This window comes from Neoluteolibacter marinus, from assembly GCF_014904755.1.
GTDB lineage: Bacteria > Verrucomicrobiota > Verrucomicrobiia > Verrucomicrobiales > Akkermansiaceae > Haloferula > Haloferula marina.
In genome coordinates, this window is record NZ_JACZFQ010000020.1 from 135,827 (window position 1) to 162,592 (window position 26,766).

The 26,766-nt window shown below is 65.2% G+C and carries 31 protein-coding genes and 1 tRNA gene; 21 read left to right on the forward strand and 11 right to left on the reverse strand.

From position 1 onward, the window contains the following. Positions 1-148: 148 nt before the first annotated feature. The 3 genes from IG178_RS04915 to IG178_RS04925 all read left to right on the forward strand — a co-directional run bounded on the left by IG178_RS04915 (position 149) and on the right by IG178_RS04925 (position 3,570). Positions 149-1,576 (forward strand): circularly permuted type 2 ATP-grasp protein, encoded by a 1,428-nt coding sequence (locus IG178_RS04915; protein WP_193211409.1) that lies wholly within the window; start codon positions 149-151, stop codon positions 1,574-1,576. A gap of 9 nt (positions 1,577-1,585) precedes the next feature. Next, entirely contained in the window at positions 1,586-2,617 is a 1,032-nt protein-coding gene (locus IG178_RS04920) for an alpha-E domain-containing protein (protein WP_193211410.1), read from the forward strand. Positions 2,618-2,700: 83 nt separating this feature from the next. Then, on the forward strand, positions 2,701-3,570 hold the full coding sequence (locus tag IG178_RS04925; protein WP_193211411.1) for a transglutaminase family protein: 870 nt from the start codon (positions 2,701-2,703) through the stop codon (positions 3,568-3,570). Between the two features lie 10 nt (positions 3,571-3,580). Here IG178_RS04925 and IG178_RS04930 read toward each other — a convergent pair whose 3' ends face one another. Both IG178_RS04930 and IG178_RS04935 read right to left on the reverse strand, forming a co-directional pair. Continuing rightward, positions 3,581-4,393 carry a tetratricopeptide repeat protein gene (locus IG178_RS04930; protein WP_193211412.1) on the reverse strand — a complete coding sequence of 271 codons (813 nt, stop codon included), beginning with the start codon at positions 4,391-4,393 and terminating at the stop codon, positions 3,581-3,583. Continuing rightward, positions 4,390-8,703 (reverse strand): Ig-like domain-containing protein, encoded by a 4,314-nt coding sequence (locus tag IG178_RS04935; RefSeq protein WP_193211413.1) that lies wholly within the window; start codon positions 8,701-8,703, stop codon positions 4,390-4,392. Before IG178_RS04935 ends, IG178_RS04930 begins: the two co-directional genes overlap by 4 nt. Positions 8,704-9,006: 303 nt before the next feature. Between IG178_RS04935 and IG178_RS04940 the strand changes: the two genes are divergently transcribed. From IG178_RS04940 to dacB, 3 genes are all read left to right on the forward strand, one after another. Continuing rightward, on the forward strand, positions 9,007-10,716 hold the full coding sequence (locus tag IG178_RS04940) for a GspE/PulE family protein (RefSeq protein WP_193211414.1): 1,710 nt from the start codon (positions 9,007-9,009) through the stop codon (positions 10,714-10,716). A 24-nt stretch (positions 10,717-10,740) separates the two neighbouring features. Then, positions 10,741-12,054, forward strand: a complete 1,314-nt coding sequence (locus IG178_RS04945; protein ID WP_193211415.1) for a type II secretion system F family protein — start codon at positions 10,741-10,743, stop codon at positions 12,052-12,054. Between the two features lie 77 nt (positions 12,055-12,131). After that, complete coding sequence (gene dacB / locus IG178_RS04950) at positions 12,132-13,544, forward strand: D-alanyl-D-alanine carboxypeptidase/D-alanyl-D-alanine endopeptidase (RefSeq protein WP_193211416.1); 1,413 nt, start codon at positions 12,132-12,134, stop codon at positions 13,542-13,544. Here the strand turns inward: dacB and IG178_RS04955 are convergent. Then, positions 13,519-14,298, reverse strand: a complete 780-nt coding sequence (locus IG178_RS04955; protein WP_193211417.1) for a PDZ domain-containing protein — start codon at positions 14,296-14,298, stop codon at positions 13,519-13,521. The genes dacB and IG178_RS04955 overlap by 26 nt on opposite strands. A gap of 78 nt (positions 14,299-14,376) precedes the next feature. Here IG178_RS04955 and IG178_RS04960 point away from each other — a divergent pair, with 78 nt between their 5' ends. After that, the gene (locus IG178_RS04960; RefSeq protein WP_193211418.1) at positions 14,377-15,285 is read left to right on the forward strand and encodes a hypothetical protein; all 909 of its coding nucleotides are present in this window, start codon (positions 14,377-14,379) and stop codon (positions 15,283-15,285) included. Between the two features lies 1 nt (position 15,286). On the opposite strand, the gene IG178_RS04965 is transcribed toward IG178_RS04960, so the two are convergent. From IG178_RS04965 to IG178_RS04985, 5 genes are all read right to left on the reverse strand, one after another. Continuing rightward, positions 15,287-15,886 (reverse strand): alpha-ketoglutarate-dependent dioxygenase AlkB family protein, encoded by a 600-nt coding sequence (locus IG178_RS04965; protein ID WP_193211419.1) that lies wholly within the window; start codon positions 15,884-15,886, stop codon positions 15,287-15,289. Beyond that, positions 15,886-16,728: a bifunctional transcriptional activator/DNA repair enzyme AdaA gene (locus IG178_RS04970; RefSeq protein ID WP_193211420.1), complete on the reverse strand. Its 843-nt coding sequence runs from the start codon at positions 16,726-16,728 to the stop codon at positions 15,886-15,888. Before IG178_RS04970 ends, IG178_RS04965 begins: the two co-directional genes overlap by 1 nt. A gap of 55 nt (positions 16,729-16,783) precedes the next feature. Further along, positions 16,784-17,455, reverse strand: a complete 672-nt coding sequence (locus IG178_RS04975; RefSeq protein WP_193211421.1) for a hypothetical protein — start codon at positions 17,453-17,455, stop codon at positions 16,784-16,786. Between the two features lie 96 nt (positions 17,456-17,551). Next, positions 17,552-17,761, reverse strand: coding sequence for a DUF2267 domain-containing protein (locus tag IG178_RS04980; protein WP_193211422.1), 210 nt, complete (start codon positions 17,759-17,761; stop codon positions 17,552-17,554). Positions 17,762-17,780: 19 nt separating this feature from the next. Next, positions 17,781-17,862, reverse strand: a tRNA-Leu gene (locus IG178_RS04985). Between the two features lie 99 nt (positions 17,863-17,961). On the opposite strand from IG178_RS04985, the gene IG178_RS04990 reads away from it, so the two are divergent. Continuing rightward, positions 17,962-19,011 (forward strand): tyrosine-type recombinase/integrase, encoded by a 1,050-nt coding sequence (locus IG178_RS04990; protein ID WP_193211423.1) that lies wholly within the window; start codon positions 17,962-17,964, stop codon positions 19,009-19,011. Here IG178_RS04990 and IG178_RS04995 read toward each other — a convergent pair. From IG178_RS04995 to IG178_RS05005, 3 genes are all read right to left on the reverse strand, one after another. Continuing rightward, positions 19,008-19,559 carry a heavy metal-binding domain-containing protein gene (locus IG178_RS04995; protein ID WP_193211424.1) on the reverse strand — a complete coding sequence of 184 codons (552 nt, stop codon included), beginning with the start codon at positions 19,557-19,559 and terminating at the stop codon, positions 19,008-19,010. The genes IG178_RS04990 and IG178_RS04995 overlap by 4 nt on opposite strands. A 19-nt stretch (positions 19,560-19,578) precedes the next feature. Further along, entirely contained in the window at positions 19,579-19,920 is a 342-nt protein-coding gene (locus IG178_RS05000) for a ribbon-helix-helix domain-containing protein (RefSeq protein WP_193211425.1), read from the reverse strand. 166 nt (positions 19,921-20,086) lie between these two features. Then, a complete protein-coding gene (locus IG178_RS05005) occupies positions 20,087-20,404 on the reverse strand; it encodes a helix-turn-helix domain-containing protein (RefSeq protein ID WP_193211426.1) in 318 nt (105 codons plus the stop codon). A gap of 96 nt (positions 20,405-20,500) precedes the next feature. Between IG178_RS05005 and IG178_RS05010 the strand changes: the two genes are divergently transcribed. The 13 genes from IG178_RS05010 to IG178_RS05070 all read left to right on the forward strand — a co-directional run bounded on the left by IG178_RS05010 (position 20,501) and on the right by IG178_RS05070 (position 26,762). Beyond that, the gene (locus IG178_RS05010) at positions 20,501-20,698 is read left to right on the forward strand and encodes a hypothetical protein (RefSeq protein ID WP_193211427.1); all 198 of its coding nucleotides are present in this window, start codon (positions 20,501-20,503) and stop codon (positions 20,696-20,698) included. A gap of 17 nt (positions 20,699-20,715) precedes the next feature. Next, complete coding sequence (locus IG178_RS05015) at positions 20,716-20,955, forward strand: helix-turn-helix domain-containing protein (protein WP_193211428.1); 240 nt, start codon at positions 20,716-20,718, stop codon at positions 20,953-20,955. A 72-nt stretch (positions 20,956-21,027) separates the two neighbouring features. Then, positions 21,028-21,411: a hypothetical protein gene (locus IG178_RS05020; RefSeq protein WP_193211429.1), complete on the forward strand. Its 384-nt coding sequence runs from the start codon at positions 21,028-21,030 to the stop codon at positions 21,409-21,411. Then, positions 21,408-21,584 (forward strand): hypothetical protein, encoded by a 177-nt coding sequence (locus IG178_RS05025; protein ID WP_193211430.1) that lies wholly within the window; start codon positions 21,408-21,410, stop codon positions 21,582-21,584. Before IG178_RS05020 ends, IG178_RS05025 begins: the two co-directional genes overlap by 4 nt. 2 nt (positions 21,585-21,586) lie before the next feature. After that, positions 21,587-21,805: a hypothetical protein gene (locus IG178_RS05030; protein WP_193211431.1), complete on the forward strand. Its 219-nt coding sequence runs from the start codon at positions 21,587-21,589 to the stop codon at positions 21,803-21,805. Next, positions 21,787-22,014, forward strand: a complete 228-nt coding sequence (locus IG178_RS05035) for a hypothetical protein (RefSeq protein ID WP_193211432.1) — start codon at positions 21,787-21,789, stop codon at positions 22,012-22,014. Before IG178_RS05030 ends, IG178_RS05035 begins: the two co-directional genes overlap by 19 nt. Positions 22,015-22,069: 55 nt before the next feature. Continuing rightward, the gene (locus tag IG178_RS05040) at positions 22,070-22,717 is read left to right on the forward strand and encodes a hypothetical protein (RefSeq protein WP_193211433.1); all 648 of its coding nucleotides are present in this window, start codon (positions 22,070-22,072) and stop codon (positions 22,715-22,717) included. A gap of 27 nt (positions 22,718-22,744) precedes the next feature. After that, positions 22,745-23,569, forward strand: coding sequence for a recombinase RecT (locus IG178_RS05045; protein WP_193211434.1), 825 nt, complete (start codon positions 22,745-22,747; stop codon positions 23,567-23,569). Continuing rightward, positions 23,566-24,525: a hypothetical protein gene (locus IG178_RS05050; protein ID WP_193211435.1), complete on the forward strand. Its 960-nt coding sequence runs from the start codon at positions 23,566-23,568 to the stop codon at positions 24,523-24,525. The genes IG178_RS05045 and IG178_RS05050 overlap by 4 nt, the downstream gene beginning before the upstream one ends. After that, positions 24,522-25,175, forward strand: a complete 654-nt coding sequence (locus IG178_RS05055) for a lambda exonuclease family protein (protein ID WP_193211436.1) — start codon at positions 24,522-24,524, stop codon at positions 25,173-25,175. Before IG178_RS05050 ends, IG178_RS05055 begins: the two co-directional genes overlap by 4 nt. Continuing rightward, the gene (locus IG178_RS05060; RefSeq protein ID WP_193211437.1) at positions 25,172-25,546 is read left to right on the forward strand and encodes an ASCH domain-containing protein; all 375 of its coding nucleotides are present in this window, start codon (positions 25,172-25,174) and stop codon (positions 25,544-25,546) included. Before IG178_RS05055 ends, IG178_RS05060 begins: the two co-directional genes overlap by 4 nt. Next, entirely contained in the window at positions 25,543-26,349 is an 807-nt protein-coding gene (locus IG178_RS05065; RefSeq protein WP_193211438.1) for a DUF4942 domain-containing protein, read from the forward strand. The genes IG178_RS05060 and IG178_RS05065 overlap by 4 nt, the downstream gene beginning before the upstream one ends. Beyond that, positions 26,346-26,762: a RusA family crossover junction endodeoxyribonuclease gene (locus IG178_RS05070; protein WP_193211439.1), complete on the forward strand. Its 417-nt coding sequence runs from the start codon at positions 26,346-26,348 to the stop codon at positions 26,760-26,762. The genes IG178_RS05065 and IG178_RS05070 overlap by 4 nt, the downstream gene beginning before the upstream one ends. The last annotated feature ends 4 nt before the right edge of the window (positions 26,763-26,766 follow it).

Sequence of the window (26,766 nt, forward strand, 5' to 3'; positions counted from 1 at the left end):
GCACGGAAAAAAGTTCCCGCAGGCGGCAGGGATTCCTGCAAATGGCGACTTTACGCCGCGGGATGGCAGGGGCAGCGTGGCAGTGGCTAGGAAATCGAAGGGACTTGGCCCGCCCCCTGCTCATTGGAGATCCACCCCAAGAATTCACATGTTTGACGCCTACGAGGCAGATGGTTTTTACGACGAGATGTTCGACCGCGACGGCGGTGTGAGACCCCATTACCAGGGCTTGCTCGACCGCTTTTCCGCGTTTCCCACCGACGATTTCGAAGCGCGGCGCGCGTCCTGCGACCAGCATTTCCTGCGGCAGGGGGTCACGTTCAACGTCTATCACGACGAGCGCGGCACCGAGCGGATCTTCCCGTTCGATCCGGTTCCGCGGGTGATCCCGGCCGACGAATGGGAGCACCTGGAAGCCGGACTGACCCAGCGGATCATCGCGCTGAACCTGTTCCTCCACGACATCTATCACGAGCAGCACATCCTCAACGACGGGATCATCCCGCGGCACTACATCGAGAATGCGACCCACTACCGGCCGGAGTTCCGCGGGGTCGACGTGCCGAAGGACATCTATATCCATATTTGCGGCAGCGACCTGATCCGCGGCGCTGACGGGGCCTACTACGTCCTCGAGGACAACGGCCGCTGCCCGTCCGGGGCCTCCTACCTGTTGGAGAACCGCAACGCGTTGAAGCGGGCGTTCCCGAACCTGTTCGAGTCGCTCGGCGTGCGGTCGGTGGACTCCTACCCGCGGGTGCTCCGCGACATGCTCCAGCATGTCTCGCCGCACCGCGAGGGCGAGCCGGTCTGCGTGCTGCTGACGCCGGGTTGCTACAACAGCGCCTATTTCGAACACTGCTTCCTTGCCCGGGAAATGGGCATCGACATCGTGGAAGGCCGCGACCTGGTGGTGATGGACGACTTCGTCTACATGCGCACCACTCACGGGCTGGTCCGGGTCGATGTCATCTACCGCAGGATCGACGACGACTTCCTCGACCCGACCGTCTTCCGGAAGGACTCGGTGCTCGGCGTTCCGGGCATCATGCGCGCCTATCAGGCCGGCAATGTCGCCCTCGCGAATGCCGTCGGCACCGGGGTGGCCGACGACAAGGTGATCTACTACTTCGTGCCGAAGATCATCGAGTACTACCTCGGCCAGGACCCGATCCTGCCGAACGTCCCGACCTTCCTCGCGTCCGAGGACAGCGACCGGAAATACATCCTGGAGCACCTGCCGGAGCTCGTCGTCAAGGCGGCCAACGAGTCGGGTGGCTACGGGATGTTGATGGGGCCGTCGGCGACCCAGGAGGAGATCGGCAAGTTCAAGGAGAAGATCATCGCCGACCCGCGCAACTTCATCGCCCAGCCGGTGATTTCCCTGTCGCGCTCGCCCACCTGGTGCGAAGGCAACATGGAGGGCCGCCACATCGACCTGCGGCCGTATATCGTCTACGGCGAGGACGTGAAGATCGTGCCCGGCGGTCTCACCCGGGTGGCGCTGAGGAAGGGGTCACTGGTCGTCAATTCGTCGCAGGGCGGAGGCAGCAAGGATACCTGGGTCCTGAAATAATTTTCCGTCATGCTATCCCGAGTTGCCAACAGTCTCTACTGGATGGTCCGCCTGATCGAGCGGGCCGACAATCTTTCCCGGATCATTGAAGTCAACGGCCAGCTGCTGCTCGACCACGAGCGCCTCGACAGCGAGCGCCTGCGCGCCTTCTGGAAGCCCATCATCCTCAGCACCGGCGACGAGGCCTTGTTCTCCGAGCAGTACAGCGAGGCGGGCAGCGCCGAGGTGATCCGCTTCCTCACCGAGGACCGGAAGAACCCGAACAGCATCGTCTCCTGCATCGCCCAGGCCCGCGAGAACGCGCGAATGGTGCGCGACCAGCTTTCCGAGGAACTTTGGGAGGAGCTGAACTCGCTCTACCTCTTCATCAATTCGAGCGAGGGTGAGCAGCTGCTGCAGAACGACCCGCCGCGCTATTACGAGACGATCCGCCGCGCCACCTTCACCTTCCACGGCATCGCGGCGGCATCGATTTCCCGCAGCGAGGCTTGGGAATTTATGGATCTGGGCCGTCACCTCGAGCGCGCGGACAAGACGACGCGCTTCCTCGACATCACCAGCTTCCTGCCCGAAACGGAGGAAACGGCCGGCGGGCGAGGCTTCCAGTGGACGGCGATCCTGCGCTCCTGCGGGGCGCTCGGGGCCTTTCGCACGGGGCATCGCGGCGAGCCGTGTGCCAGCAATGTCGTGGACCTGCTGATGTTCTCGCCGGATTTCCCGCGGTCGGTCCGCTATTGCGCGGATCGCATCGACCGGAGCCTCCACCGGATTTCCGGTCACCCGCGGGGGGCCTACTGCAATGACGCCGAACGGGTCTCGGGCCGGCTCTTGTCGGAGCTTTCCTACGGCTCGACCGAGGAAATCCTCGAGGCGGGTCTGCACGCATATCTGGACGGCCTCCAGTCGCGGTTCAACGAGATTGGCGAGGAGGCGTTCCGCGCCTACGTGCTGTTGCCGGACGGGGTGGAGACCCGGCCGCCGATCCCTGCTGCCAGTGTTTCCGCGGTTGTGGCTTGGCAAATGGCCCAGCAGCAGCAGTGATCCGGGCGCGATCATCCTTCACGCCATTGAACCTGCAATCACCCGAAATTGGCGCGAAACCTGCGCCGACGGCCGGACCGTCCATGGCCCCGCCTCCCCAATCCGGCCCTGTTTTCAAGGTCCTCCACCGCACCGTCTTTGAATACGACGCGCCGGTGCGGGACAGCATGAACACGCTCCACCTGGAACCGCGGACCTTCCCGTTCCAACGGACGCTTTCTGCCGTCGTGCGAGTGCTGCCGGCGACCCGGGTGCGACGGTTCAACGATTTGTTCGAGAACGTCACCCATCACTTTGAAATTGCGAGCGAGCACCGGAAGCTGGAAATCGAGAGCCGGATCCGGATCCAGAACCTGCCGCTGGCCGTCCCCGACGCGTCCCGTGCCGCGATGCTCCACGAGTATCGTGGCGGTGACATCCCGGAGCGCACCTGGGCCTACCTCCAGGAAAGCCGCTTCGTCTCCCGCCATCCTCAAATCTGGCGGCAAGCGCTGGATCTCACCAACGGGATCGATCCGGTTTACGAGCAGGCGCTGGCGATCATGCGCTGGGTTCACCGCGAGTTCCGCTACGAGGCCGGCAGCACCTCGGTGAACACTCACCTCGAGGAGGCATTCCGGCTGCGCCGCGGGGTTTGTCAGGATTTCACCCACGTGATGCTCGGGCTGTGCCGGGCGGTGGGCATCCCGGCCCGCTATGCCTCCGGTTACCTTTACAACGGCCCGCGCGACCACCTGGTCGGGGCTCAGGCGTCCCACGCCTGGCCGGAGGTCTTCTTCCCCGGGGTCGGCTGGATCGGTTTCGATCCGACCAACGACACCCTCGCCGACGAGCGCTACATCAAAATCGCCGTTGGCCGTGATTACGACGATGTCGCGCCGGTCCGCGGCACCTACCACGGCCGCGGCCACTGCAAGATGAGCGTGACGGTCGAAGTGGAGAAGATGGAGTGAAGCTCCGGACTCACGGGGCTGCCAGGCAGGCCGCCTTTTTCGCCACCAGCTCCTCGCGGAGGCGTTGGACCCGGGGTTCTTCGCGACGACGGGCGGGCAAGGCGTCGAGCATGGCGACCGCCGCGTCGTAGGCGCCGGCCGCTTCGGTCGGGCGACCGGCGGCCATAAGGATCACCGCCCGTTTTCGGGAAAGCTCGACCGAGGGCCGGAAGCGGGCGGCCAGCGCATCGATCCGACGCAACGATGAGTCGAATCGCCCCAGACCGGTTTCCAGTTCGATGGCCATCTCCTGCAGTCCGGTCAGGCAACCGAGTTTTGCCAAGCCCTGGTCGAGGACATCGATGGCTCCGGCGGCATCCCCGCGATCGCGCAGCCAGGCGGCGAGCGTCATCACGTCGCCGGGAGCTGGACGCTTTGCAAGCCAGAGGAACTGGCGTTTGGCATCGATCGCCTCATCGCGGTGGCCGGCGGCATCCTGCATGCGGGCGAGAAGATCCCACGCGGCTGCATGGCCGGAATTCTCCGAAACCAGTGCGAGCAACTTTGCGACCGCGGCCGCGGGTCCCTCCGTCGCGCCGCTCAAACGGGCGTCGAGGAGACGGTGGTCCGGGTTCGCGGGATCGAGCCGGAGGACCTGTGCCACGACCGGAGCAGCGTCCGCGGGATGGCCGGTCTCCAGCAGGAGATCGGCTTTCTGTCGCAACAGCTCCGGATCGTCGGGCGATTCCGCGAGGTGCTCGTCGAGGTGCTGCAGGGTGTGGCGGGGATCCGGATGGGCCCCGGCCAGACTGCTGAGAATAAGGAAGATCGCGGGTGCTTTCATGGTGCCACGGCGAGTCTCATGAAAACCGGTCCCTCCAGCGTGCGGCCGGTGAGGGTGAGGCGGGCCTCGAGGGTTTCGGGGTCGTCGCCCGCCGGGGAAACCACCGAAAGGGTAATGATTCCGGTGATCTCTCCCTCTTGCTGGCCGCTGCGACGCCAGTGGTTCAGGTCGAGCGACCACTCGATGTCGGCCTGCAAGTCGCCGGCAGCCAGAGCGTGGGGAAAGCGCACCCGGTAGCTGCCATCGGGATGGCGGGCGGCCTGCAGCGGCGGGCGCTGCGCGGCATCCGCGGCGTCGGAACCGAGGTAGTATTCGAGTACATTCGCCAAGCCGTCGCCGTCGTCGTCCGCCTCCGGGGACGTCAGGCCGCCGGCGTGGAGGAATGCTTGCAGGGGCCGGTCGTCGATGGTTGCCACGGCCTCACGGGGAGCGCCGAGGTCGTATAGGTCACCGTCGATCAGTGACAGGGTGATGGATTCGGGTCCTTCCAAGGTTTGATCGGGGAGGATACTCGCCGCAATCCGGGCCGACGATGATCCGGCCGGGATCTCGATGAAACCGGGCAGGGAAACGTAGTCGATCCCCGCGATCGCGGACCCGCCCGTCACGTAGGCGACGTGGAGAGGTGCCGCGAGGCTTCCACCGCGTGAAACGGTGAAGGCAACCTCGAGATCGTCGCCGAACTCACCGCCGGCGGGATCGGAGGCCTCGACCGTGACAAGCGGCGGGCTGGCGTCGGCGAGATCGAAGGGGATGGCCACGAAGCGGAGGTCGATCGCCTGGAAGGTGCCGCTCAGGTTGGGGAGATCCTGGCTGAAGATGCGGAAGGCATTCCCGCTCGACGAGTAGCTGTTGATGTTGTCGGCGGCCGCGAGCGAGCCGGTGGCGTCACCGGTGAGGAACAAGGCGCTGTTGGCGGGATTGATCCGGGTGCCGTCGCCGATGGTCAGTTCGAAATAGCCGTTACTCCGGGTGACCTGGGCGCCGAGGGTGGCGAGCTGTTGATTCAGGGGCTCGACGCTGCCGTCCGCAGCGATCACGCCGCTGGCGACGCCGGGGGTGGCCGCCGGCAGGTAGACGAAGCTGAACGCCCCGTTCTGCGGCTTCGACGAATTGTCCCGGACCTCGACCAGCCAATGACTGGCGGCGCGCCGGACGGAAACAATGTTGTCGCCGTCGGTGCCGGTGTTGCCGTTGGCGAAGGCGAGGAAGTTCCCGGTGAGGGCGAGGCCGGAGATGGCATAATGTCCGTCGCCGGTGCGGCGGACCGTTGCCCCTGCGGGAAGGTTGCCGCTCGTGACCAGTGCTTCCGCCGTCACGCTGGCACCGATCCAGCCGGCCGCGTAGGGGAAGAAGGCCGCGGCCACGCCGGCCGATTCCTCGCTGGTCACCGGATTGGCATCGCTGGCATTCGGAGCGGCGTTGTCGAGGACGTTGAGGTAGGCATTACCGGCCTCGCTCGGGTAGGCGAGGCACAGGTTGTCGACCGAATCGACGCCGCCGTTGCCGGGGTTTTCCCAGTTGGTGACGGCGACGATTCCCTGGTCGAAGCGGACCGCGCTGCCATTGATCTTGAGTGCAACATCGCCGGGATTGCTGCCGGGCGTGTCGAAGCCCAGGGGAGCGGGCGTGGTGGCGGCGACGGCCCAGCCGGGATTGAAGAGGCCGCTGGTGAGCGTCGAGACTTCGGGGGCGGCCGGCTCGGTCACCACCTGGACTGACACCGGCGGTGATGAGGCAACCTGACCGTCGTCGTCGATGGCCTTCGCGATGACCGTGTAGCTGCCGGTCGGCACGTTGTTCCACTTGAACGAGAACGGTGCGGTCGTGTCGGTACCGAGCCATTCCGTTCCCGAGTAAAACTCCACCTTTACCACGAAGCCATCAAGGTCGGCGGCCTCGGCTTTGAGCGTGATCTCGGCGGGTTGCGCATGGATCGCGCCGTTGGCCGGCGCGGTGATTCCGACAGTCGGTTCAAAGAGAACGCCGTCGGTGACGAAACCCTGCAGCGGGGTCGATGTGCTGAGCGAGCCGTTGCGGACCGTGGCATACCACTCGTAGCGGGTGCCTGCCTCAAGTCCGCTCCAAGTGATCGACGAGGCGCCGGATGACGGCCGGGTGCGGCCGATCTCGGTGAAGGGTCCCATTCCGCCGGAGAGATCGACGTCGAGGGAGAAGCGGCTGTCGTCATCGGTTTCGAACTGGTCGAGCACCGGCGAGTAGGACTCGATGTCGATGCGGTCCTGCGACGGATGGAAGGTCATCAACCGCAACCAGCCGTCGCCGCCATTGCTGCGTCCCTGGAAGTCGGCGAGCAGCGAGTGGACGGTGTGGCCGTTGAACGAATCGCTCCGCCGCCCCTCGCCGTGGATGTGGCCGCCGTGCATCAGGATCAGGTTGGGGTTGCCCTTGAGGGCGTCATGGATTGCCTGGCCCTGGGTGCTGAAGGGGGCGGGGAAGCCGTCGCGCACCAGGTAGTGGGTGATCACGATCCCGCGTCGCGCGGGAAACGCCTTCAGCAGGGAGTCGGCCCACGCGAGGTCGGCGGCGTCGGGGCTGGTGTCGTACTCCAGGCTGATGACGATGAAGTCGAGGCCGCCCGCGGTGAAGAGGGTGTAGTGGTTGTCGGCGCTGCCGGGTTCCGAGGTGTCGCCGTAGTAGCTCTTGCCATCAAAATGGTTGAGGCCGGTCTGCGGGTGGACGCCGAAGAAGGTGTTGAAGTAGGTGGTGGTGCCGTCGGCGTCGCCGATCGGGGTCTGGTCGTGGTTCCCGACCGCGACGATGTAGGGGATGCCTTCGGCGGACATCGTGGCCAGCGGGTCCTCCAGGCGATACATCGCGGCGCAGGCGTTGGCCCATTCGTCCGCCGCGGTGTCCGGGTTGTCGCCGTGCTGGGTGATGTCGCCGAGGTGGAGGACGAAGCCGATGTTGCGGGCGTCGCGTTCGGCGACGATCCAGTCGGTCTGGGCGGAGAAGATCGCCGCACGGTCGCCGCCTTTGTTCTCCGAGTAAAATTGCGTGTCCGGGAGGGCGACGACGGTGAAGCGGTCGGCCGGGTCCGCCGCGGCCACCCGGCGTCCGTAGTAGGTTACCTCCAGGTCGTCCCCGGCGCTGCCGGTGACAGCGACCGACAAGGGGGCATCGACCGGGACCCTGATCGCTCCGTCGGCCGGAGCCGTCGCGGAGATTGCGGGTGGCGCGCCGCCCGCCTGGAAGAAAGCGAAGCTGAACGCGTCTTCATCGGGTCGGGCCATGTCTTGCAAGGCCGGGACCTGCGGCGCCACCCCGGTCAGGTCGCGGCTTTCAATGATCCAGTGCCCGGCGATCTCGTCCCAGGCCGCGGACAGGATGTTGTCGACGTTGTTGGTATCGCCGCCTTCGGGGCTGACGATCAGGGTGCCGGTGGCCGCCGACTGGCCGGGGATCGACAGGAACCAACGCCCTTTCGGCCCCTTGGTGACCGAGAAGTCGCCCGCCGCGACGTCGGCCGTGGCGTCGCCGTTGACTCGTCCCAGTGCTGCCAGCCCGTGGGTTCCGACCGAGGAGGTCGCCAGGTAGGAAAAGCCGACGCCGTCGTTTTCGTAGCTGCGGCCGTTGCTGCCGTTGTCGTGGCAAAACAGGGAGAAGGTCCCGTCCGGGTTCGCCCGCGAGAGCGCGAAGTTGTCTTCGTTCTTGCCCCCGGTCACCAGCAGGACGCCCTCTGAGGAGGGGGTTCCGCCGAGTGGCGAAAGGTCCAGCTGGTATTTGCCGGCGGAATCTTCCGGGTCGCTGAAACCGCCTGCCAGAGCGGGGCTTCCGGTGAAAACGGTCAACGCCGCGTTGTTGGCGGTGTTGGTCGCGACTCCGCCGGGAAACTCGTCGTAGGGCAGGTAGGCGTAGGAGACGTCGTAGTTCGCCTCCAGGTTGTCGGCGACCTCGGCCCAGTGGATCGCGATCCAGCAGGACTCGCCGGCAGCATCGATGCCGAGGCTGCTGGTGGCGAAGAATTCGCCCGGAGCGGGTCCGCCCGTCTCGCTGTCGTCGCGGGTGCCTTGGGCGATCGAGCTCAGCAGGACGCCGCTCCCCGCATCATTGGTCCGGCCGAAGCCCAGGTTGTAGTCGCCGCGGTTCGCAGTGTCCTGCACCATGGCCCCCGGGGTTCCGCCGGGACCAGCGACGATCGAAATGCCCGGGGTGGCGGAGGCGAGGTTCTGGTTGTTGTTTGCCAGCTGGTTGACCTTCAGGGTGCCGAACTCGGCGGCGGAGGCGGCGAGGGGAAGCAGTGAAATCAGGGCGCAGCAGCGGGCGGTGCCCGGGGTGGGTTGGCTCATGGTCGGCGGAAGACCGAGGGAATGGGTTCCTCCGGCGCCGCCTGGAACCCCGGGAATGTGATGAAATTGGGACGTGAATCTTTGGTCACCGGCAATCCGCCGTTCCGGGGGCGGGGGTGACGGAAATGCCAGCGATCGGCATAAAATCGCAGCTCAGCGCCGGTGTTGCGGGCGATGGTGACTGGTTGTCAGTGGTTTGTGGCGACGTTTCCTGCGTTGGACGTGCTGCTGACACGCTGGGGAGGATTTTCCAGAGACAAAGTTGCACGGCCGGCGGTTTTACGGGACAAGACCGCCAGCCGCATGACTGATTTGTTGATCGACCCCGCCCGCAGAAGCGGATGCCAGGAACTGGAAAAACTCGGGGAGGTGCTGGAAGGCGCCGCCCAGCGGCAACGTTCGCCGATCGACGATGTGCTGGATGCCGGAATCGTCGACGAGGAGCCCTACATGCGCGAGCTCGCGTCCGAATTGGACATCGAGTGGCTCGACACGATTCCTCCTGCGGAGACCCCGCTGCCGTTGCGCGAGGCCTGCGGACCGCGGGTGGCCCTCCGTCACCGGCTTTTGCCCGTGGAGATCACCGGCGAAGAAGGGGCGGAGCGGCTGAAGCTGGCCACCTTCGATCCCTTCAATCTGGTCGCCCGCCAGGCCGTCGCGCAGGAGATCGACATGCCGGTCGAGTGGGTGATGGCTTCCCGCCGCCGGATCCACGAGTCGCTGCGCCGCCTCTACGGGGTGGGTGCGGACACCTTCGAACAGATTCTCGAAGGCCGTGAACTCGACTACGACAATCTCGAGGACCACGACGAGGCGAACGTCATCGACGCCGACGAGGACGAGGAGGCCAGCGTGGTCAAATTCGTCAACCAGATCATCCGCGAGGCGCTCGAACAGCGCGCGACCGACATTCACGTCGAGCCGCTGTCGACCAACCTGCGCATCCGCTACCGCATCGACGGCCGCCTGCTTGAGGTGACGGTGCCGGAAAACATCAAGGCGCTGCAAAGCTCGGTGATCGCCCGTCTGAAGATCATGTCGCGGCTCGACATCGCCGAGCGCCGCTTGCCGCAGGACGGCCGCATCAACCTCCAGTTCGAGGGCGCGACCGTCGACGTCCGTGTCGCCACCGTGCCGACCGTCGAGGGCGAGAGCGTTTCGCTGCGTCTCCTCAACCAGGAGAAGTTCAACCTCGACCGCCTCGGCATGGAGCACCACGTGCGCTCCAAGATCGAGAGCCTGCTGCATCTCTCCAACGGCATCATCCTGATCACCGGTCCGACCGGTTCCGGTAAGTCGACCAGCCTCTATTCCTTCCTGACCGAGATCAACCACCCCGACCGCCGCATCGTCACCATCGAGGACCCGGTGGAAAACAAGCTGCCCGGGGTGATGCAGATCGCGGTGAAGTCCGACATCGGTCTGACTTTCGCCGCCGGCTTGCGCTCCATCCTGCGTGCCGACCCGAACGTCGTGATGATCGGGGAAATCCGCGACCTTGAGACCGCGGAGATCGCCATCCGCGCCTCGCTCACCGGTCACCTCGTGTTCTCCACCCTCCACACCAACGACGCGCTCGGCGGCATCAGCCGTCTGATCGACATGGGCGTGGAGCCTTTCCTCGTTTCGGCCGCGGTCCGCGCCTTCCTCGCCCAGCGACTGGTCCGGCGGCTCTGCCCGCATTGCAAGCAGCCGCGGGAAGTGACCATGGACGACCGCCGCGAGCTCGGGATCCCGATCAACCTGGAAGGCCAGGCCTACGAGGCGAACGGTTGCGACCGCTGCCGCAACACCGGTTACCAGGGCCGTCTGGCGATTTACGAAGTCGTCGTCCTCAGCCAGGCGATGCAGGACATGGTGGCGCACGGCTCCGCGGCGCAGGAAATCCGCGCGCAGTCGATCAAGGAAGGCTTCGTGCCGATGCGCGGCTACGGCTGGATCAAGGTGATGCAGGGGCTGACCACCATCGAGGAAGTGGTTTCCGTGACCTCCACCGACATCGCCACAGAGTGATCTGAACTCCCAGCTTTTCCCCACGTGCCAGTCTTCGCCTACAAAGCCCTCAGTTCCTCCGGCGCCGTCCAGACCGGTGAAGTCGATGCCACCGACCGGCCGGAAGCCTTGCGGGTGCTCGACCGCCGCGGCCTGCAGCCGGTCAGCCTGAAGGAATCGTCGTCGGCCACCGCGGCGAAGCCCCGGAAAGCGAAGAGCGAGAAGTCGCCGGCTCCGGCGAAGCCCGCCCCCGCGCCGAAGAAGCCGGCCAAGGCCGCCGACCGGGAGGTCGAGGACAAGACGCCGGACGGTCCGCTCAAGCTCAAGCGCCCCGAGGTGATCATGTTCACCGAGGAACTTTCCGACATGCTTGCCGCCGGACTCCAGCTCGAGCCGGCGCTCAAGTCGATGGAAGGCCGCCAGGAGCTCGGCGGCCTCAAGGATGTCGCGGTCCGTATCCGCCAGCTGGTGCGCGACGGGATGAATTTCTCGACCGCCCTCAAGCGGGTCAGCCCCAGCTTCGGCCCGCTCTATTGCTCGCTCGCCGCGGCCGGCGAGGCCTCGGGCGCTCTGGACACCATCCTCAAGCGACAGGCGCATTATCTCAAGACCCTCGCCGACCTGCAGTCGCGCCTGATCCTGGCGATGATCTACCCCGCCTTCCTGGTGGTGGCGGGTCTGGGCGTGTCGATCGTGTTCGTGACCACCCTGATCCCGCAGCTCACCACCCTGATCGAGAGCACTCCCGGTGGCAGCTTGCCGGGCCCGATCAAGTTGATGGTGGCCGCCACCGATTTCATCAAGGCCTACTGGTACGTCATCTTGATCCTCGTCGTGGCCGCGGCCTTGTTCTTCAAGGCCTGGAAGGATAATCCCGAGAACCGTCTCACCTGGGACAAGTTCAAGCTCACCGCGCCGCTGATGGGGCCGGTGGTTTCGAGCCGGTTCTACGTCCAGTTCCTCGAGACGATGGCCAACCTCGCCGGCAACGGCCTGCCCCTGTTGCGGGCCCTCGAGCTGTCTCGCGACGCCACCCAGAACCTGGCCCTGCGCGGCGAGCTGAACACGGTGATCGACCAGGTCGGCGACGGCCGGGCCTTCTCGAAAGCCCTGATCCGTACCGGCGCCTTCCCGGCGCTGCTGATCGACATGGTCTCGGTCGGTGAGCAAACCGGCAAGTTGGACGTCGCGCTCCGTCGCGCCGCCGAGCGCTACGACAAGGAACTCGACAAGAGCCTGTCGCGCATCATGGCGCTGATCATGCCGACGATCCTCATCATCATGGCCAGCCTGATCGGCACCATGGCCTACCTGATGATCACGGCGATCTTCCAGACCATCAAGAATCTCGGCGCCTGAACCGGCGCTGCGGCCGGTGCCCGAATTGTCGAATCGCGCAACTTTCCATCTCGGGAAGCGGTGGTTAGCTTGGCGGCGTGAAGTCTTTCTTCAAGGCACTCCTGTTAGTTTCGGGCTGGCTGGTCGCGGCGGTCTTTCTGCTGGCTCCCGGACTGAAGCCGATCGAATTGGGATCTCGCTCCGGCATGCGCGGGGGCGGGGTGGAGGAGATCGGCGGGATTTTCAATGCGTGGTCCGCCGATCCCGCGCTGGCGGGAGCCCTGATCGGGTTCTGCGTGTTGGATGAAGAGGGCCGGGTTGTCTATGCCTCGCCTCTCGCGGAGAAGGGCTTGTGCCCGGCGTCGGCGCTGAAAACGGTCACCACCGCGGCGGCGCTCGAAGAACTGGGGCCGGACTTCCGCTTCACGACGACCCTGGTTTCGGACCGGACCGCCTTCTCGGAGGGGGTGCTGGACGGCAATCTGGTGCTGGTGGGAAGCGGCGACCCCACGCTGTCGGGCGACGATCTCGAGTTGATGGTCGACCAGTTGATCGCGGCCGGCCTGACGCAGATCAACGGCAAGCTGCGGATCGACACTTCGGCGTTCCAGGAGCCGGCGGTGAGCGACCATTGGAACTGGGGCGACATCGGCAACGGCTACGGTGCCGGCGCCTATGCCATCAACGTCGACCACAACCGCATCGCTATCCGCTTCCAGGCGGGTGCCAAGGAGGGCGATCCCGCGCGTCTGTTGAACCGCGAGGGTTCGGCCGGGGAGGTGCGCTGGACCAACCACGTGACCACCGGGCCGGCGGGCAGCGGTGACCGGGTGATGGTGTATTCCGAGCCGGAGGGACGGACCGTGACCTTGCGGGGTTCGGTGCCGGCCGGGGCCGATGCGTTCACCGTGAGCGGCGCGGTTCCGGATCCGCCGGCGCGTGCCGCGGAGATCCTGCGTGCCGCCTTCGACAAGAAGGGCATCCGGTGTCTCGGTCGCGACATGCCCGAGGGTCCCGGCGGCGTGCCGCTTGCCAGCCATCAATCGGCGCGTCTGGCGGAGATCATCGACCATCTCCACAAGGTCAGCGACAACCTCGAGGCCCAGAGCCTTTTCCTCACCCTCGGAGCCAAGGCCGGCATGGATCCCGCGACGGCCGTCCGGAAGCATTGGGAGGCCCGGGGCCTGCCCTTTTCAGGCCTGCGGCTCATTGACGGCAGCGGCCTCGCCCGGGCCAACATGATCCGCCCGCTCGACCTCGCCCGGGTGAACCATGCCGCCCGCCATGGCAAACATGGCGAGCGATTCCGGGAGAGCCTCAGCCGCTATCTGGACGGGGCGGTCCGCGCCAAGCTCGGTGCCATGTCCGGCGTCAAGACCGAGGTCGGTTTCCTGGAAATGCCGGACGGCCGGGAGCTGACCTTTGCCCTGATGGCGAATGGTCTGGCCCTTGACATCGATTACTGGTCCTTGCGTGACAAGCTGCTCAGCGAGCTTCGGGACGCGGGCTAGCTTCCTCCCGGATTTCGCGCTTCTGCTTGGCTTGCTCCCTGACCTTGCGCTTCTGCCGGGGATTTTGCTGCGCCCGCAGTTCCTGGACCTGTCGGCGGAGTTCCTCGATCTGATGCTGCTGCTGTTCCAGCCGCTTCTGGAGTCCCGCCAGCCTTCGCTCGACCGGATTCGGCTCGCGGGCGGCCGGCGGAGCATCGACCAGTGGCGGCGACTCCGGGTCACGGGGTTGGATGACCAGCGTGTCGCGCTTGCCCTTGCGGATGAATTCGAGCTTCAGCGGCCGTCCCTCCTTCCCTGCCTTCTCCACCTGCTCCTTGAGCCCGTTCATCGAGGACAGCCCGACCTCATTGGCCGAGAGGAGGATGTCGTCTTCCTGAACTCCGGCCGCCGCCGCCGGGGCACCCGGCATCACGCGGATGACGCGGACCCCGATGTGCTCGGGGAGCGAGAGATGGCTCCGCATGAACGGGTCGAGCCCCTGCACCGCGAGTCCGATGACCCACGGCGGGGTTCCAGGATGGAACTTGAAGGCGGGTGGCTCCGGAAGTTCCATCTCAGCGGTGGACTCCTGGATCAATCGTTCGATCAAGGCCTTGTCGGAGCGGTCCTTGAGCATCTTGTCGAAGCGGTCGGAGAGGTTCCAGTGCTGTTCCATCTGGAGGTCCTCCGGGCTGATGTCACGGGGCCGGTCCTGGGAAAACAGCGGGCTGAGCAGGGTCAGCGAGGCGGCAAGGGTTGAGAGGGTCGTTTTCATGGTTCCGCTTTCCAAAGCGAGGCTGACCGCGGGTTCTTGTCTTTTGATTCGTCGTCGCTCTTCTGCCATAGCTCGCGCATGAAACATGCAGTGGCCCTGATATGCCTCGCCGCGCCGCTGGCCGCGGCCCCGACGGATGTGGAGTTGCTCGCTTTCGTGAAGGAGCGGGGACGGCAGGAGCGGGTGACCCCCGCGCCGGTCAAAATGGCCAAGGCGGTCGCCGAGCGCTGCAGCATCGACGCGGTGCTGGGGAAGCGGACCCATGGCGCGGCGGCCTTCCACGTCTATGCCAATGAGCCCGCGGCTTTGCCGATCTTCGATCCCTGGGGGAGTTTTCCGGAGGGAAGCCTGGTGCTGAAGGAGAAGCTCGGACGCGATGATGGCGCGACGCAGCTGTTCACCGGGATGTTGAAGCGGGAGCGGGGCTATTTCCCCGAGTGCGGCGATTGGGAGTTCTTCACCGTCGATGCGGCGGCCACACGGATCGTCGAGCGGGGGAAGATCGCCCGCTGCGCGGAGTGCCACGAGGACTACCCGAAGGGCGACCATGTCACCAAGGTCTACGCCGCGCCGGTCCAGCTCAGCGGCGGCAGGATCGTGCTGCATGCCAGCACGGCCGAGGTCCATGGGGAGAAGCTCCAGTACGAGGAGAAGGAGGTGAAGAATACCCTGGGCTTCTGGGTGAATGCTGCCGACCACGCATCCTGGGAGTTCGAGGTGATGCAGCCGGGGACCTACGAAATCCACCTTTGGCAAGGTTGCGGGAAGGGCAGCGGTGGCGCCGAGGTGGCCATCGGGTGCGCGGGGCGGACCTGCCGCTTCACGGTCGAGGACACCGGCCACTTCCAGAACTTCAAGGAGCGGAAGATCGGCACGCTCCGCTTCGACAAGGCCGGCCCGCAGGTGCTCGAGGTCAAGGCGCTCTCCAAGCCCGGCGTCGCCGTGATGGACCTGCGCCAGATCGTCCTGGTGCCGGTCAAACCGTGATTCAGGCCATGCGGCGGAACGTCAGGTTGATCCGTGGCGTGGTGATCCGTTTCGACTTCGGGATCTGGTGCAACCAGTGGGTCTGGGTCGTCCCTTTCATCACCAGCAGGCTGCCGTTCTCCAGCGTCACCGAGACTTTCTCGCCGGTCTGTTTGTGCTTGAAGTCGAACCTGCGCTCGGCGCCGAAACTGAGCGAGGCGATGCCGGAGTCCGCGACCAGCGACTTCTCGTCGTCGCTGTGCCAGCCCATGCCCTCGTTGCCGTCGTGGTAAAGGTTCAGCAGGCAGGAGTTGAAGCGGCAGCCCGAGCATTGTTCGGCCAGGGACTTCAGTTCCTTCATCTCGTCCGACCACGCCAGGGCCTGCTTGGTGGTGCCGGAATAGGTGTAGGGGAACGGTGAGTCACCGTACCACGCGACTTTCCGCGCGGTGACGATGTGCTTGCCGAACATCACCGCCTCGTCGTGCCGCCACGGCACCGATGAAATCAAGGCGTCGTAGTAGTTTGCGGCTGAAGCGGCGGCCAGCACCACCCCGTGGTAGTTCACCGTGCCGTCGCGGGGCAGCAGGTTCTCCGAGGGGTCGGGGCGGAAGAGTTCCATCACGGTGCCGATTCGCGTTGCAGCAGCGCCCGCTTGCGTCCGATGCCCCAGCGGTAGCCGGAAAGGCTGCCGTCGGTGCGCACCACCCGGTGGCAGGGGATCGCCAGCGCCAGGGGGTTCGCTGCGCAGGCCCCGGCGACCGCACGCACCGATTTCGGGCTGCCGATTTTCTCCGCAACCTCGGTGTAGCTGAGGGTGGTGCCGGGCGGGATTCCCCGTAGCGCCTGCCAGACCCGCTGTTGGAAGGCCGTGCCGCGGATATCGAGCGGCAGGTCGAGACCGGTCCGGGGATGCTCGACGAAACCCACGACCTGCGCGACCCATTGCTCGAAGTCCCCGTCGGCACCGACCAGCTTCGCCTTGGGGAAGCGGTCCTGCAGGTCGCGCACCAGCACCGCCGGGTCGTCGTCGAGGAGGATTGCGCACACGCCCTTCGCCGTCGCCGCGACCAGCACGGGGCCGAGCGACGACTCGCCGATGGCGAATCGAATTTCCTCTCCCGCGCCACCTTGTCGGAATGCCTGCGGTTTCATGCCGAGGAGACCGTAGGATTGGGTGTAGAAGCGGCTGTTGGAGTCGAAACCCGCGGCATAGATCGCCTCGGTGATCGAGCCGCTACTTGGCAGGCCATCGCGGATCCGCCGTGACCTGCAGGCGTCTGCATAGGCCTTCGGGGTGAGTCCGGTGATGCGCTTGAACACGCGGTGAAAGTGAAACCGGCTCATTCCCGACGCTTCGGCCAGGTCATCGAGGGCCGGAGGGGACTCGGCTTCCTCGATCCGCCGGCACGCCTGGACGATGGCTGCGGCATGCGGGTCGCCCGGCGTGGAGGTGGAGTTCATGTCGGGGAACCTAGCGCGCCTCGCGCGGCCTGAAACTCCGTTTCTTGCTCCGGCATCAGCCCTCCAGCATCGCGTCGATCTTCTGCATCTCGGTCACCTGCCACTTCATCGCGCCGACCTGTTCGGTGGCCTCGTTGATCTCGAGGGCCGAAGCACCGAGCGTGATGTGGGCGAGCTGCTGGCGGGTGTTTTCCGCGCTCGCGGTCAGGTCGGCGAGCTGGCCGAGAACGCCCGATATCCGCTCCTGCACGGTCTCCGGCTTCACCTTCGAGCGGGCGAGCAGGGTCAGCTTCTGGCAAAGCGGCCAGAGCGAGGACAACGATTCGCGGGTGCGGCGGGCGAGCTCGTCACGCAGGTCCGAAGGAATGTGCGGGTTCGCCGGGTCGGCGGCGGTTTCCTGCAGGGCGAGCAATTCCCTGACGGCCGCGACGAAGCGCTCCTTGAGCTCGGGCGTGGGGAAGGGGACCTTGAAGCGGAGTGCGCTGATCAGCTGGTCGTGGTCGCCGGACTCCTGAAGCAGCTCGAGGGCGGCCGCGTAGTCGTGCTCATCCATCGCCGTGTGGGCCCGGCCCGACTTCGACAGCAAGCGGTAGGCGGCCCAGACCACCAGCCCGACCAGCAGCAACGCCGCGGCAAGGGCGAGCGAGATTCGCCAGAAATAGAAGGCCGCGACCAGCAGGCCCAAGCCCACCACCCAGCCGAATGAACCCGATGAGTCGTTCGCCATGATCCAAGGCTGGGAGCATCACCCAATGCCCGGATCGATCCAAGAGGAAATCGGAGGGCAATATGGAATGCCTCGACAGCCCCCGGCGAGGCCGGGTCAGCCGCCGAACATCCCCTTGACCTTGTCGAGCAGGCCGCCGCTCAGCGCCGACAAGTCCGGGGACTCGCCCTTCAGCAGCGAATCGACAACGCCACGGTAGTCCTCCGGAAGCCGGGACTTCACGTAGTCTGAAACCGCGATGATCGACCCGTTGATCTGTTCCTCGCTCAGGCCGAGCGCCGCCAGCTTCTCCTTGAGTTCGTTCATGGTCTTGATTGGGCGATGATACCGGGGACAGGACTCGAACCTGCACAAGTGAACTCGCCTGATCCTAAGTCAGGTGCGTCTACCAATTCCGCCACCCCGGCATGTTGATTTTGAGTGCGTTGGGAATTCGGCTGAGAGGTGATGACCACTCGAAATGACCACCGTTGACGCGACGTGTCGCCCCGTGCAAGGGTCCTTGCATGGCGGACGTCTGGAAATCGGTGCGGGCTGAAAACATCGTACAACACTCGTCGGGGACGTATTATCTCCAAGCCAAGGTCGGCGGGAAGAAGATTCGCCGGAGCCTCAAGACGAAGGATCTGCGGATCGCGAAGATCAAGCGGGACGCTGCTCTTGCTCCGTTGCGTGCTGCCCTACCGGGCTCCGCCGATGCGATCAAATCGCTGGGTGACGCCTTGGCTGTCGTGGAGGCAAGGGAGGTGGGGAAGGCTCATTTGAAACCGCGCACACGGGAGTATTATGTGGAGCTCTTCCGGATCCTTCGCGAGACCCTTCCTCTCGACCGGGCGGCTACTTCGTTCACGTCTGACGATGCCGAGAGGTGGTGGCGGGATACGACAAAATCGAGGTCCGCGACCCAGTCTAACAATCTGCTCCGGTTGCTCCGTCACACGTGCGGGGTGATCGTCAAATCAGGGCTGCGTTTCGATGATCCGACCGAGCGGCTCAAGCGGATGAGGGTGAAAAAGACCGCCGTGGAATCGCTTCCTTCCAGCACGATGGTTGACCAACTCGTGGCAGAAATCCGAAGCCAGCGGAAAGCACACAGTGAAGCTCAGGCCCGGCTCGTGGAGTTTCTCGCGTGGTCCGGGTGCCGGATCGGTGAGGCTCGCCAGGTGATGTGGAGCGATGTGGGGGCGGACTGGCTGACCGTGCATGGTGGAGAGGAGGGCACCAAGGGAAACGAAACCCGAATGGTGCCGATCAATGCACGGTTGAGAGCGGTGATCGAGGCGATGAGGGTTCCCGGGGCATCCGGCCGTCTCTTCCATTTGAAGAGTCCGCGGGAGGCACTGAAGGGTGCATGCCGGCGACTTGGAATCCCGCACATGCGGGTGCATGATCTGCGGCACCTGTTCGCGACCGTGGCAATCGAGCGGGGAGTGGATATCCCCACTCTTGCGAAGTGGCTGGGTCACAAGGATGGCGGCGTCCTGGCGATGAAGACTTACGGGCATCTCCGGGACGAGCACAGCCTGGCGGCGGCGAAGCTGATGGGCGGGCCCTAGGAGTCGGTCTCGCCGGCGAATGTCACGGCGGTTCCGTAGCCAGTGACGAGGAGCATCAGGGTTCCTTTCCCCTCGATGCTGGTGTACGAAAGGCTTAGTGCGATGATACCTTGAGCGCCTCGTGAGTGTGCTTGCCGGCGGAGATCCGAGAGCACTTCATTGCGGGTTTTCTCGAGTTCCTTGTGGATGGTGGCGCTGGTGTTGCCAATGATGTCCGAGAGGCCAATGGCGAGTTCCTTGAGTGCGCCGATGGATGCAACGCGTTCCGAGACTACAACGCCAAGCCGGGAGGCAATCGTGTAAGGCGGCACGGTCTCCGCGGTGATCAACAAGCTGGTCTTGGACAGATCGGATACCACGGTGGGAACACGGAAACTGGTGTCGTCGAATGCGAGGTCGCCGAATTCCAGGAAGGACTTGCCGTAAATCCAGTGATTGGTGCCCGGTCGGGAGATTTGAATCGACGGGTCTTCTTCGATGCGACGCAGCGCTATGGCTTCGTCGCAGGGGGTGACCTTTCCGGCCGAGGTTTTCAGGATGTAGTCCATCGAAACAGGGGGGGGGGGCTCAATCCAGCAGCTTCCTGATCAGGGTGTCAGCTCCACGGTCGAGCGTGGGCTGATCATCGGAGCCGAGGGTCTCCTTGACCCAGGCACGGAAGGATTGTGGCTTGATCGGATCTCGGGATTCCGTCCGCCGGCGGATCTCTGCGACCAGCCGGTCACGATCAGCGGCCGGGAGCGCGAGGAGTTTGACTGTGAGCGGAAAGTCCCCGCCACACATGCCCTGGTAGAGGATGAGGTGGCGGATGACCTCGGAGCGGGACATCTCCAATCGGGCAGCCGTGGCGTCGGCTATGGCAACTTCGTCTTCGGTGAGGTAGATGGAGAATCGTTTTCCGGCGGGCATTTGCGGGTGAAGGGTCAAGTGTTACCGAGGGTGTGAGTCAAGGTGTTACCTCCGTGCGCTCGACATCGGTGATTCAAAGTGTTCAAAAGAACACGTGAGCAGGGCGTGCAAATCAAGCCAAGACGAAATCCCCGGTGTTGTTCGACCGCTGAAATGGAGAGCGGATTCAGCGCGCCGATTCGGAGTCGGCGGGCTCTGCTGCGATCGCATCGAGCACCAGTTTCTTGAGAAGCTCTTCACGCGTGGCAAGGCCGGAGCGCTGGAGGAGCTCATTCAGAAGTTTCTCTTCCAGAGGTGTCAGCGGGATCAGCGCCCTTTCCCCGGAAAGGTAGTCCTCGAGAATGACGCGGGAAGGACCGGAGGGTTCAGTTGCTCCACTTTCCCATTGAGAGACGGAACTCTTTCCGACACCGCAAAGTTTGCCTAACTCTTCTTGAGTCAGTCCTTTAGAGGTTCTGAAGGCGCGAATTTTCTCTGCGGTCATGGAGGAAATCTAAACAAAAAGTTTAGAGACGCAACTTTTAACCTTGCGGAGTTTAGGTGCTAAACTAAACGTCTCACCAAGTTCATTTACTAAACCATGCAGGCAATCGACCTACCCATCAAACATCACCTCAGTCCGTCCGATCAGGAGCGGTTGAAGGTGCAAGCCGAGGCCTTGGGGCTGACGCCAGGGGACTTCATGGAGGCCGCGATCAAACGCGCCCTTTTCTCTGACTCGTCTGTTCGCGCCATGCCACAACCCCTGAAGGAAGAGAAGGAGGGCGGAAGGCGATGACCCTGACCGTTCCTATCATGCTCAATGATGAGCAGCTCGACGAGATCGCGGAGCGGGTGGCGGCACGGCTCGGAGGATCCAGCGGTGAGCCGCTGACCAAGCTGGAGGCAGCGCGAGCGCTCAAGGTCAGCGTGCGCACGATCGAGAGGCGAATCGAGGCCGGAGTGATCGTCCCGGTGCCCCACCTCGGTGTGGTGCGGATCCCGGCGGGAGAAATCGAACGGCTGCGGAGCGGCGCCCGGCAACCTTCCAAATAAAAGCCCCCGGTCACTGGCATGACCGGAGGCGATGAACACGGCCCCGGTGAAGGGGCTGCGAAGCAAACGCACATGAACACACGAAGCACAACGCGTCAAGGCGCGCCGGAGCTGGCACTCCGGTTGCGCATCGCGGCGACCATCCTGACCCGGGCGACTTGCCTGGTGGCGAGGGACGGGCGCCTGAAGTCGGGGCTCTCGGTCCGCGACATGTCGCTGCCCTGGGCGATCCGGGCGGTGAAACGGGAATTGTATCCGGACCCACGGAGCCGGCGGCACGACGGGGAACCGGAGGAGGCGGCCTGCAACTGGGCGCTGGCGCAGATCTGGCAGGAGCCGGTCGACAGTTTTCCGTCGCTGCGGGATCTGATCCGCGCAGCCATCAAATTACGGGATCGGGCGTACTTCGAGGCGGCCGGCGACCTGTGGGTAGTGACGGAAGGGAGGGCGGCATGAAGAAGTCGCTCAAAGGAATTTTGCAGGCCCACGGCGACGATACGCTGAAGGGGTGGATCCGGGGGCTGTCGATCCTGCCGCGGCTGACGCTCGACGAGGAGCGGTGGCTGGATCGCCTGAAGGGGGAACTCGAACGCCGGCGGAACAAGCGCCGGGGGGAGGTGGGTGTATGAACGTGCAGGAGCTGGTCTCGGCGATCCGGGCAATGGGCGAGGAGAAATTCGACGCGCTGAAGGCTCGCACGGGCACGGGCGAATCCTACCGCGAGTCCTTCATGATCGGCTGGCTGAGTGGCGAACTGGAGGAGGCGCTGGAAGCCGCCCCGGAGCATGCGGCGAGGTTGGCGCGAAGACTGGATAAGGGAAAGGAGGCGGCATGCTCTGCAAGCTCCTGATCTGGACCGGCTACTCGCTGATGATCCTGTGCGTCGGCGGCGTGGTGGTGTTCGCGGCGCTCGGGATGATTCCTGCCGCGATCGCGTCCGCCTGCCTGGCGGTGCTGCTCGCCTTCATGTGCCGCCGCGAATCCGACCACCTCAACGAATGGCGCGCCCGGCACCACGACCGCGCATGGCGGGACAGCTACCGGCACCCGCAACTCTAACCAATCTCCCGCCCGCGGTCCCTGGCAGGGCCCGGGCGGAACAACGAAACCAACGATGAACACGAAAGCACAACGCAAGATGAACCTCTCCGCTCTCTGCGACGCGGAGCAATACGAACCGATCGTCGCCGGCTGCCTGAGCGACAAGCAGGCGAAGGCGCTGCCGGCGCGGCACCTGGCCAACGGCCTGTCGCTGATGGCGGAACTGATCCTGACCCACTACGACGGGGTCGCCGAGGCCTTCACCACCAACAACGGCGTGGAACTCTCGCTGAAGCTGGTGATCGGCCCGCAGAAGGACGAGCTGAAGTTCGCCTACAAGCCGGTGTCCGAAGTGAAGGACGTGGCCGCGGCGATGCTGCCCGAACCGGAGGACCCGGCGCAGGAAACCATGGACTTCGTGAAGCCGAACGGCGGCACGAAGAAGGAACCCGAGATCGTCGAGGCCGAGGTGATCCCGGCCTTGCCGGCGCCGATGATGGCGTTGCCGGCCCCGGAGAAGGGCGCCGGGGAACTCGAGGCCTATGCCGAGGGGCGGGAAGCCTACGCCGAGGGTCCCGCCATCGGCACCAACCCCTACGACAGCGCGAAGCAGCCGGAACTCTACCGGGCGTGGCTGGAGGGCTGGAACGACGAAAAGGAGGCGGAAGCCAACGAGGCCGGCGAGACCGGCACCTCATCCCGGGGCGGCGAGGAAGAGTAAGCCGGCGATCTAACAACGATATCCAACATGAACACGAATCTCATCAGCAAGCCGGGCGACCTGCTCAAGTATCTGGAGCGCTCGAAGTCGGCGATTGCCATGGCGCTGCCGAAGCACCTGACCCCGGACCGCATGATGCGGCTGGCGCTGACCTGCTTCTCCACCAATCCGCAGCTGCGGAAGTGCACGCCGCAGTCGATCCTTTCCAGCGTGGTGGTGGCCGCGCAGATCGGCCTGGAGCCGGGCATCGGCGGGCAGGGCTACCTGATCCCCTACAAGGACACCTGCACCTTCGTTCCCGGCTGGCAGGGGCTGGTCGGGCTGCTCAACAACACCGGCCGCGCCACGGCATGGTCCGGCGCAGTCTTCGAAGGCGACGAGTTCGACTTCCGGCTCGGGTCCTCGCCGCGCTGCCACCACGTCCCCGGTGAAAACTACGGCGACCCGGAGAAGCTGGTCTGGGTCTATGCCTGCGGAAAGGTCAACGGCAGCGAGCAGCCGGTGGTCGAGGCCTGGCCGATGGCCCGGGTCTGGTGCCACCGCGACCAGTTCAACAAGGTCGGCAAGCGCCACTACTCCTACGAGCATCCCGAGATGTATGCGCGGAAGGTGGTCCTGCTGCAGGTGCTGAAGTACATGCCGCGGTCGATCGAACTCAACAACGCGCTGGCGGCGGCCGACGCGGCGGAGATCGGCAAGGCGACCACGGTCGACGGTGGCGTGGTGGTGGAGGTCGAGGCGGAGACGGTGACCGGCCGTTCGGACTCCGGTCCGATCGATCCCTTCGAAAAGAAGGACACGCCAGCGACGGAACCCGAGGCGAAGGCCGAAGAGGAGGAGGTTCTGCTGTGAGCAATCAAGTCTTCGAACTGATCCCGCTGGCCATCGAGACCCGCGGTGAGGTGATCGCCTCCAACGTGGACGAGTTCCGCGAGCTGGTGCGCGGCGCGCTTTCCAACATCAACCGCGAGTTGAAAAGCGACGAGGAGTTCGGCCAGGCCGAGCTGGACGTGAAGGCGCTGAAGGGCGCCGAAGACGCAGTGCGGTCGGCGAAGGAGAAAGCGCTGGCCGATGCCGAGCAGTTGCAGGCGCTCTTTGCTGCCCTCGACGAAACGGCGGAGGAGATCCGCGCGCCGCGGCTGGAGCTCGAGAAGCTGATCGCCAAGCGCAAGGAGGAGGTGAAAACCGAGCTGATCACCGAGGCGCTCGGGCGGCTCGTCTGCGCGCCGCGCCTCCGGGCCGGCACCTTCGGTCGCAGCCTGACCGAAGCGATCAAGGGCAAGCGCACGCTCGACAGCATGCGCAAGGCGCTGGACGTGATGGTGGCCACCCACAACGCGATGATCGAAAAGTCCCGCGTCGCGATCGACACCTTCACGTGGGAGCACGGGAAGGAGCTGGTGATGGACGCCGAGGATCTGGAAATCAAGGGTCCGGACAACGTGAACGGTGAACTGCGCCGCCGGCTGGAACTGTTCCGGGCGGAGGAGGAAAAGAAGCGCCTGCAAGCCGAAGCCGAGAAGGCCAAGGCCGAGGTCGCCGGGATGAAGCAGGAAGCCGCGGAGGCAGCGAAGCCGCCGGTGCCCGCGCCGCCGAAGATCGGCAGTATCCCGGTCGGGAAATCCGCCTTGCCGGACACCGGCCCGCCGCCGGTGGCGGACGAGTGGGCGCGGTTCCGCGCGTCCTGCCTGGAAGCCTTCCGCCCGCTGCGTGCGGCGCGCGAGGCGCTCCAGAACCCGGAGAACGTGGTAAAGGCGCAACGCTTCGCCGATGCGATGAACGCCGCCTGGAAGGAGGCCAACGCATGAAGGTGTGGCCAGACGTCGAACAGGGCTCCGAGGATTGGTTCATGCTGCGTGAGCTGCGGCCGACCGCGAGCAATGCGTCCCGGGTGATCACCGCCACCGGCAAGGACTCCGCCAGCTGGCCGGGCTATGTCCGGGAAATGGTCGATGCGAAGATCCGGCCGCGCGAAGTCCGCGAAGCGGGCATGTGGACGGGAAACCGCCACACCGACCGCGGCAAGGAAATGGAGCCGGTCGCGCGGCAGGCCTTCGTGGATCGCATGGGGCTCGATGTTGTCGAGGTGGGTTTCGTGACCCGCGACGACGGCGTGTGGGGTTGCTCGCCCGACGGCTTGGTGATGACGCGGCAGGACGAGCCGCGGGTGCTGGCGGGTCTGGAACTTAAGTGTCCCGACGGGCCGAAGCATCTGGAACACCTCGATGGCGGGAAGCTGCCGGCGGACTACGTCCAGCAGGTCCACTGCTCGATGGCGGTCACCGGCCTCGACCACTGGTATTTCATGAGCTTCTGCCAGTTCTACGAGCCGCTGATCCTGCGCATCGACCGCGACGCCTACACGGCGAAGGTGGAGGATGCGATGAACCGCTTCCAGGACTACTACGGTTCGGAGCGGGACCGGCTGATGGGCTTCAGGGGGAAGGAGGCGGCGTGAAGGCACTTTCCATCCGGCAGCCGTGGGCGTGGCTGATCGTCCACGGTCACAAGGACATCGAGAACCGGTCGTGGCGGACTCACTTCCGCGGGCCGGTTCTCATCCACGCCTCGAAGGGGATGACCCGCGATGAGTATGCGATTGGCCACGTCCTCGCGGAAGAAAACGGGGTCACCTTGCCGCCCTTCGAAGACCTCCCACGCGGCGGGATCGTGGGGCAGGCGGAGATCACGGGTTGCGTGGATCGCTCGCCGTCGCCGTGGTTCTTCGGCCCCGTTGGCTTCATCATGGAGATGGCGCGGCCGCGGACCTTCCGCCCGTGCAAGGGGGCGCTCGGGTTCTTTGAGGTGGAGAGGGGGGCTGTTTCGTGAACGCAACCACGACACTTGCCACGCGGCTGACGATTCCCGAGCTGGTCCGCGAGTTCGACCTGGCGCTGCACGAGATCAAGCAGGGGCTCGAGATGCTGAAAGGTGCGGAGCAGCGGCTGCGCTGCTTTTCCACCAGCGGCACGGCCTACGACTTGTCGGTGATGCGGCATGACGACACTTCGCTCGACTACGCCAAGAAGCGCGTGCGGCTCCGCGGGGCGGCGTGGCGCTACCTGGTGAGCCGGGCCGAGATCAAGAAGCTCGCCAGCCTGCGCCGCGCCAAGGAGATCGACGACATGCTCTCGAAGCCCGAGGAGCTGCCCGAGATCACCACCGACAACATCATGGCCTGGGTGGAATCCCTCAACGATCAGGCTGCGGCCTTTTTGGATGAGGCGGCCGTCGAGGTCTACCAGTGGCTGCGGCCGTCCAACCGGCGCTACAAGACCAACGATCCGTTCAAGATCGGCAAGCGAGTGGTGATCGGCTGGAACGTGGTCGGCCCGTGCTATTCGGGCCGCGGCACAATGCGGGTGAACTACCACCACGAGGACCGCTTGCGGGCACTCGACAACCTGTTCCACCTGCTCGACGGGAAGGGCGCGAGCCCTACGCCGGGCGGCGAGCTGGTCGACGAACTCAACGGCTGCCTCCCCGGCGAATTGTATGAGACGCGGTTCTTCCGTTTCCGCGCCTACCGGAACGGGAACCTGCACCTCGAGTTCCGCCGGCCGGACCTGGTGAAGAGGCTCAACGAGATCGGCGGGAATGCGTTGCCGGAGCCGGAGAGGGGGGGCGCATGACCCCGCCTCCCGTCATCTTCCCCGTCGTCCCCATGGGCAAGCCGCGGATGACCCGGCGTGACCGCTGGAAGAAGCGGCCGGCGGTGACCCGTTACCATGACTTCAAGGACGAGCTGCGCGCCCGGCTGGCGGGGCTGCCGCATCTGCGGCGGTTGATCGACAGCGGCACGGTTCATCGGCTTTCGTGGACGGCCTACCTGCCGATCCCGGCCAGCTGGACGAAGGGCAAGAAGGCGGCGATGGCCGGGGCCCTGCACCGGGCGAAGCCGGACCGCGACAACATCGACAAGGCGATCCTCGATGCACTCTTCGCCGAGGACTCGGGGATCGCCGCCGGGCACCTGGAGAAACGCTGGGACGACGGCCGCGGCCCGCGGCTCGAGATCACCTTCGAATCCCTGCCGACCGACTGACCCC